Here is a 5,218-nt window from a genome sequence, read left to right as displayed (position 1 = left end):
CCGGAAATCGTCGCGGCCGCCAACCCGAAGAGCTCGACCGGCCGGCTCGACGTCTTCACCCGCGTGATCGCCGACGGCACCCGCCGCTTCGACATGATCGGTGCCGGCTATCACGGCCCGCTCTATGCCGAGATCAGCCCGAAGACGTTTCCGGTGCTGGTCAGCGAGGGCTCGCGCCTGAGCCAGGTGCGCTTCCGCACCGGCGATGCCATCCTCAACATCGACGACCTCGAGGCGCTGCACGCGACCGAGCGTCTCGTCGATATCGACGATGCCGACCTCACCGGCGGCGTCGCCGTCTCTGTTGATCTCTCCGGCGAGAAGAGCGGCGGCTTCGTCGGCTACCGCGCCAAGCGCCACACCGGCGTCATCGACGTCGATCGCCGCGCCGGCTATTCCGTCGAGGACTTCTGGGAGCCGATCTCGGCCCGTCCCGACGGCAGCCTGATCCTCGATCCCGGCGAGTTCTATATCCTCGCGTCGAAAGAGGCGGTGCAGGTGCCGCCCGATTACGCCGCGGAGATGGTGCCGTTCGATCCGCTGGTCGGCGAGTTCCGCGTGCATTATGCCGGATTCTTCGATCCCGGCTTCGGCTATGCCGGCGCCGGCGGGCTAGGCTCGCGCGCCGTGCTCGAAGTGCGCTCGCGCGAGGTGCCGTTCATCCTCGAGCACGGCCAGATCGTCGGCCGCCTCGTCTACGAGAAGATGCTGGCCCGCCCCGACGCGATGTACGGCCAGCGCATCGGCTCGAACTACCAGGCGCAGGGCCTGAAGCTGAGCAAGCATTTCCGGGTGTAGGGATAGCCTCACCTTCCGCTGTCATGCCTCGGCTTGACCGGGGCATCCAGTACGCCGTAGCCTATTGGTTCGATCACATCCGCCTCTGGAATACTGGATCGCCCGATCAAGTCGGGCGATGACACCGAATCTGTGTCAAGATGGGAAGTGAATCCGGGCTACGTCCGAGGTGGCGAAATGACAGATCAATCCGAACTCGACGCAAGAATCCTCGACGACGTCGCCGACGCGCTGATCTATTCGGATCGCTCCGGCACGATCATGCGCTGGAACCGCGCATCGTCCGCACTGTTCGGCTTCTCGGCGGACGAAGCGCTGGGCCAGAATCTCGACCTGATCATTCCCGAACATCTGCGCGCCGCGCACTGGAAAGGTTTTGAGGCCGCGCTTGCCAGCGGCGCGATGAAGCTTGCGGGCAAGCCGACACTGACCCGCGCGCTGCACAAGGACGGACGCAAGCTCTACATCGAGATGACCTTTGCGCTGGTGCGGGACGCCGCTGGAGTGGTGCAAGGATCGGTGGCGATGGCACGCGACGTCACCGAGCGCGTCGAGCGCGAGCGTGCCGCCAAAGCTTCGCAAGCTAAGCCTGCGCAAAATTCGTGATGCGGAATTGGCGCGCCGGCGTGCAGGGCTCCCTGCGTGCGGCTCAACTTGTCCGTCACCGGATGCATTGACACACTCGATCAGAACAACGATCGGGAGCGAACATGACCGCACCAGACCCCGCGCAGGAAGCTCAATGGAAACGCTGGCGCGCGGTTGCCGATCTCTATCACGCCTACTTCACCGGTCTGATCCTCACCGTGGTCACGCGTCGCGGCACGGCAGATGCTGCGGAGTTCGTCTTTCGCGTGTTCCGCCGCCAGCAGCAGGAGCGCTTCCTGCCGGGGCTGGAGAAGCTCGGGCTGAGCCATCTGCCGCCCGCCGTGGCAGCCGCGCAATATCACTATCTCTCGAACTGGATCGGCGGCGTGCACGTCGAATACATGTATGAGAGCGACCGCAAAGCCTGGATCCGCTATCCGCCGCCGCGCTGGATCTGGAAAGGCACTGCCATCTGCGGCGTGCCGGGCGAAGTCTCGCGCGCGATGCTGCGCGGCTGGCACGCCAACAACGGCGTGGCGCTCGGCGATACCAGATTGGGGTTCGTCTGCACCAAGCAGAGCGTCGACGGCCAGGACGGGCTCGAAGGCTACTATTATCAATATGACCAGCCCCTCGAGCTCGACCAGCGCCTCGTGTTCGCGCGGCACCTCGAAGCCCCGCTGTTCGATGCAGCCGCGGCTCCGGCGTTGCCGGTCGCAAGCTGGCCAAGGCCGAGACTGGAAAAAGCCTATCGCAACTATGCGATGGAATATGTGCGCACCGCCGCGCCCGTGATGGTGCAGCTGTTCGGTCCGGAGGATGCGGGCTATCTCCTGCACCTCACGGGCAAGCTGATCGGGATGCAATATTTCGATGAGGTCGCTGCGGCGCTGTCGATGGGCCGCGGCGGTGCGAGCGAATTCGCGACGTTCCTCAACGCGCTGTTTGTCGCGCAGGACGATGCGGCTGAGACGACGCAATCCGAGGGCACGTTCGAAATCCGTCAGCAGAGCTGGAGGTTGATGGAAGACGTCGCCGATAACCACTCCGCTTGCGCCAAGGTGCTGGCGGGGTTGTTCGAGGGGCTTGCGGCCGGGTGCGGCCGGCACATCGGCGTGCACCTGTCCCCGACACCGAGCGGTCGTCCGCCATTGCTCTGGACGATTGGGTAGACGACGGCGTCACCGCGCTGCCGCAGGGCACGCCTGCACCTAGCGCAGGAGGAATCGCTGCGCGTCGTGCTAACAAGCCTCTTGTTGCGCCCTGCGCGAACCAATTCATTGGCACACCCAAGCATTGCTGCGCCGGAAATGGCGCTTTGCCCGGAGAGGACATGTCAGACATCGCCGAAATCCCGGTCGATGAACAAGAGCGTCCGCTGCCGCCGCCTCCGCGCCCCGTGAGGAGCGCGCTGATGGACGGGCCGATCCTGCGCACGCTGCTCGGACTGGCCTGGCCCAACGTGGTCGCGCTCTCAGCCGGCACTTGCACGGTAATTGCGGAGACCTCCTATATCGGACGGCTCGGCGTGGAAGCGCTGGCCGCGATGGCGCTGGTGTTTCCGACAGTGATCCTGACCATGACCATGTCAGGCGGTGCGATGGGCGGCGCGGTGGCCTCCGCCATCGCGCGCGCGCTCGGCGCGGGCGATCGCGAGCGTGCCGGGACGCTCGCCGCGCACGCGCTGCTGATCGGCATCAGCTTCGGCCTCGTCTTCATGCTGGGCATGCTGATCTTCGGGCCCAAGGTGCTTGAGATGCTCGGCGGCCGCGGCGACGTGCTGACGCATGCGATCGCCTACACCCAGGTGTTTTTCGGCGGCGCCGTGCTGCCCTGGCTGCTCAACACCATGGCCGGCGTCCTGCGCGGCACCGGCAACATGAAGCTGCCGTCGCTGTTGATCCTCAATTCCGCGGCCTGGCAGATCGTGCTCGGTGGCACGCTTGGCCTCGGCCTCGGTCCGGTGCCGCAATTCGGCATGCGCGGCGTCGCCGCCGGCGCGCTGATTGCCTATTGCATGAATATCGGCGTGATGGGCTGGTACCTGTTCTCCGGCCGCGCCCGCGTGACGCCGAAGCTGCGCGGACTTCGCATCCAATGGGCGATGTTTTTCGACATCCTCAAAGTGGGCGCCATCGCCTGCTTCTCGCCGCTGCAATCGGTGCTGACGATCTCGATCTTCACTCACATGCTTGCGAAATTCGGCACCGCGATCCTGGCCGGCTACGGCATCGGTGCGCGGCTGGAATTCCTGCTGACCTCGATCGCGTTCTCGTTCGGCATCGCCTCGGTGCCGATGATCGGCATGGCGGTCGGCGCCGGCCGCATCGCCCGCGCCCGGCGCATCGCCTGGATCGCAGCGGCGAGCGCCTTCGTCGCCGTCGGTGCACCGGCGTGCCTGGTCGCGGCCTTCCCCGATCTCTGGGTCAACATCTTCACGGACAGCGCGACCGTGCGCGCCACCAGCCACCAATATTTGTCGACGGTGGCGCCGTTCTACGCCTTCATCGGCCTCGCCTCGACGATGTATTTCTCGTCGCAGGGCGCTGCGAAGGTGATCGGCCCGGTGCTGGCGCAGACCGCGCGGCTGATCTACATCTCGGCTGTCGGCTGGTGGCTGTCGACGCATGATGCCACCGCGCAAAGCTTCTTCTGGCTGGCGGCGAGCTCGATGGTCGTGCTCGGCCTGCTCTCGTGCTCCAGCGTGGTGCTGACACGCTGGGGACCGCGCCAAACCAAACCTGCGATCAGGCCGGCTCTGTCGGCCGCCGCGGACTAGCGGTGCCTGTGGCGGCGATGGCCGCCACCACCGGCGACATTGGCGAACCGCATCAGTTGCGGAATCATCGCCATCATGTCGCCGCCACCGGCGCCGCCGAGCATGCCCATGATATCGCCGCCGCCGATGCCGCCCATTCCGGCCGGCATGGTGCCGCCTCCACCCATCGGCGCGTAGCCGCCGTAATTGGGCGCGCCGAAACCGCCGCCGAGGTTGCCAGCGCCGAGGCCGCCAATGCCACCGCCGCCCATCATGCCAAGACCACCACCGCCATTCTCCATCATGCGGCTCATCATCGGGCCCATGGTCTGCATCATCATGCCGAAGCGGCGCTTGCCCATCTTGGCCTTCATCATCTCGAGCATCGGCGCCATCTGGGTCATTATGTCCTCGCCGCCGGCACCGCCGCCGCCGAAGAACTGCGCCTTTGCCGGCGCGCTCGAAATCGAAAACATCAGCAGCACGGCGGCCGCCTGGCAGATCACCTTGTCCGCACCTCTCATGGCCTGCTCCTCGCGTGCGTGGCGCCGCCGGGAGAGCGGAGCAAACCGGACGCACGGCGCCATCGCTATTGCGGACGAGGGCTGGGCTCTGTGAGAAAGATCACGCAGCTGCGGCCGGAAACGCGCGGTGTATGGCGGCGACGGCGTCCTTGGTCTGTCCCTGCACATAGGGCGCGAGCTCGTTCGGCAGCATGTCGATGATCCAGACCAGGCGGCATCTCGCCTCGCCCTCGGCGATCACCTGCACCGAGGCGCTGTAATGCTTCAGCCGCTCGTTGTTGATCGCGTAGACCAGCCGCTGCCGCGCATCGTCGCAATCGACCAGCACCTCGCGCGCCACCGATCCGTTGGCGAAGGTGACGATGCGCGTGTCGCCGTCGAGCGTGCAGGCCGTGACGAAGCCCGGCGCCAACCGCCGATGCAGCGCGCCGAAATCGCGCACCGCGTCCCAGACGTCGCGCGCTGGGGCGTTGAGGGGAATGTCGTTGTGGATGGAGGCCATGGTTGAGTCCTTTGATGTAGAGAGGCTAGCGATAGCGCCGTCATCTCA

6 protein-coding genes are annotated in these 5,218 nt (G+C 65.9%); 4 read left to right on the top strand and 2 right to left on the bottom strand.

What is annotated here, in order from left to right:
• From IVB32_RS37325 to IVB32_RS37310, 4 genes are all read left to right on the top strand, one after another.
• The coding region (locus tag IVB32_RS37325; RefSeq protein WP_247413031.1) for a 2'-deoxycytidine 5'-triphosphate deaminase at nt 1-798 on the top strand (798 nt) is incomplete at its 5' end.
• Nucleotides 799-975: 177 nt separating this feature from the next.
• Nucleotides 976-1,404 (top strand): PAS domain S-box protein, encoded by a 429-nt coding sequence (locus tag IVB32_RS37320; protein ID WP_247370427.1) that lies wholly within the window; start codon nt 976-978, stop codon nt 1,402-1,404.
• 104 nt (nt 1,405-1,508) lie between these two features.
• Nucleotides 1,509-2,558 carry a hypothetical protein gene (locus IVB32_RS37315; protein WP_247370425.1) on the top strand — a complete coding sequence of 350 codons (1,050 nt, stop codon included), beginning with the start codon at nt 1,509-1,511 and terminating at the stop codon, nt 2,556-2,558.
• A gap of 161 nt (nt 2,559-2,719) precedes the next feature.
• Nucleotides 2,720-4,165, top strand: a complete 1,446-nt coding sequence (locus IVB32_RS37310; RefSeq protein WP_085349691.1) for an MATE family efflux transporter — start codon at nt 2,720-2,722, stop codon at nt 4,163-4,165.
• On the opposite strand, the gene IVB32_RS37305 is transcribed toward IVB32_RS37310, so the two are convergent.
• Nucleotides 4,162-4,668, bottom strand: coding sequence for a hypothetical protein (locus tag IVB32_RS37305; RefSeq protein ID WP_247370423.1), 507 nt, complete (start codon nt 4,666-4,668; stop codon nt 4,162-4,164). The genes IVB32_RS37310 and IVB32_RS37305 overlap by 4 nt on opposite strands.
• A 100-nt stretch (nt 4,669-4,768) precedes the next feature.
• The gene (locus IVB32_RS37300; protein WP_018456081.1) at nt 4,769-5,170 is read right to left on the bottom strand and encodes an SRPBCC family protein; all 402 of its coding nucleotides are present in this window, start codon (nt 5,168-5,170) and stop codon (nt 4,769-4,771) included.
• Between the last annotated feature and the right edge of the window lie 48 nt (nt 5,171-5,218).

Origin of the sequence: Bradyrhizobium sp. 23 (genome assembly GCF_023073295.1) — a bacterium.
In the GTDB taxonomy this organism is placed as follows: Bacteria; Pseudomonadota; Alphaproteobacteria; order Rhizobiales; family Xanthobacteraceae; genus Bradyrhizobium; species Bradyrhizobium canariense_D.
This window is presented reverse-complemented; position numbering and strand designations above follow the sequence as displayed.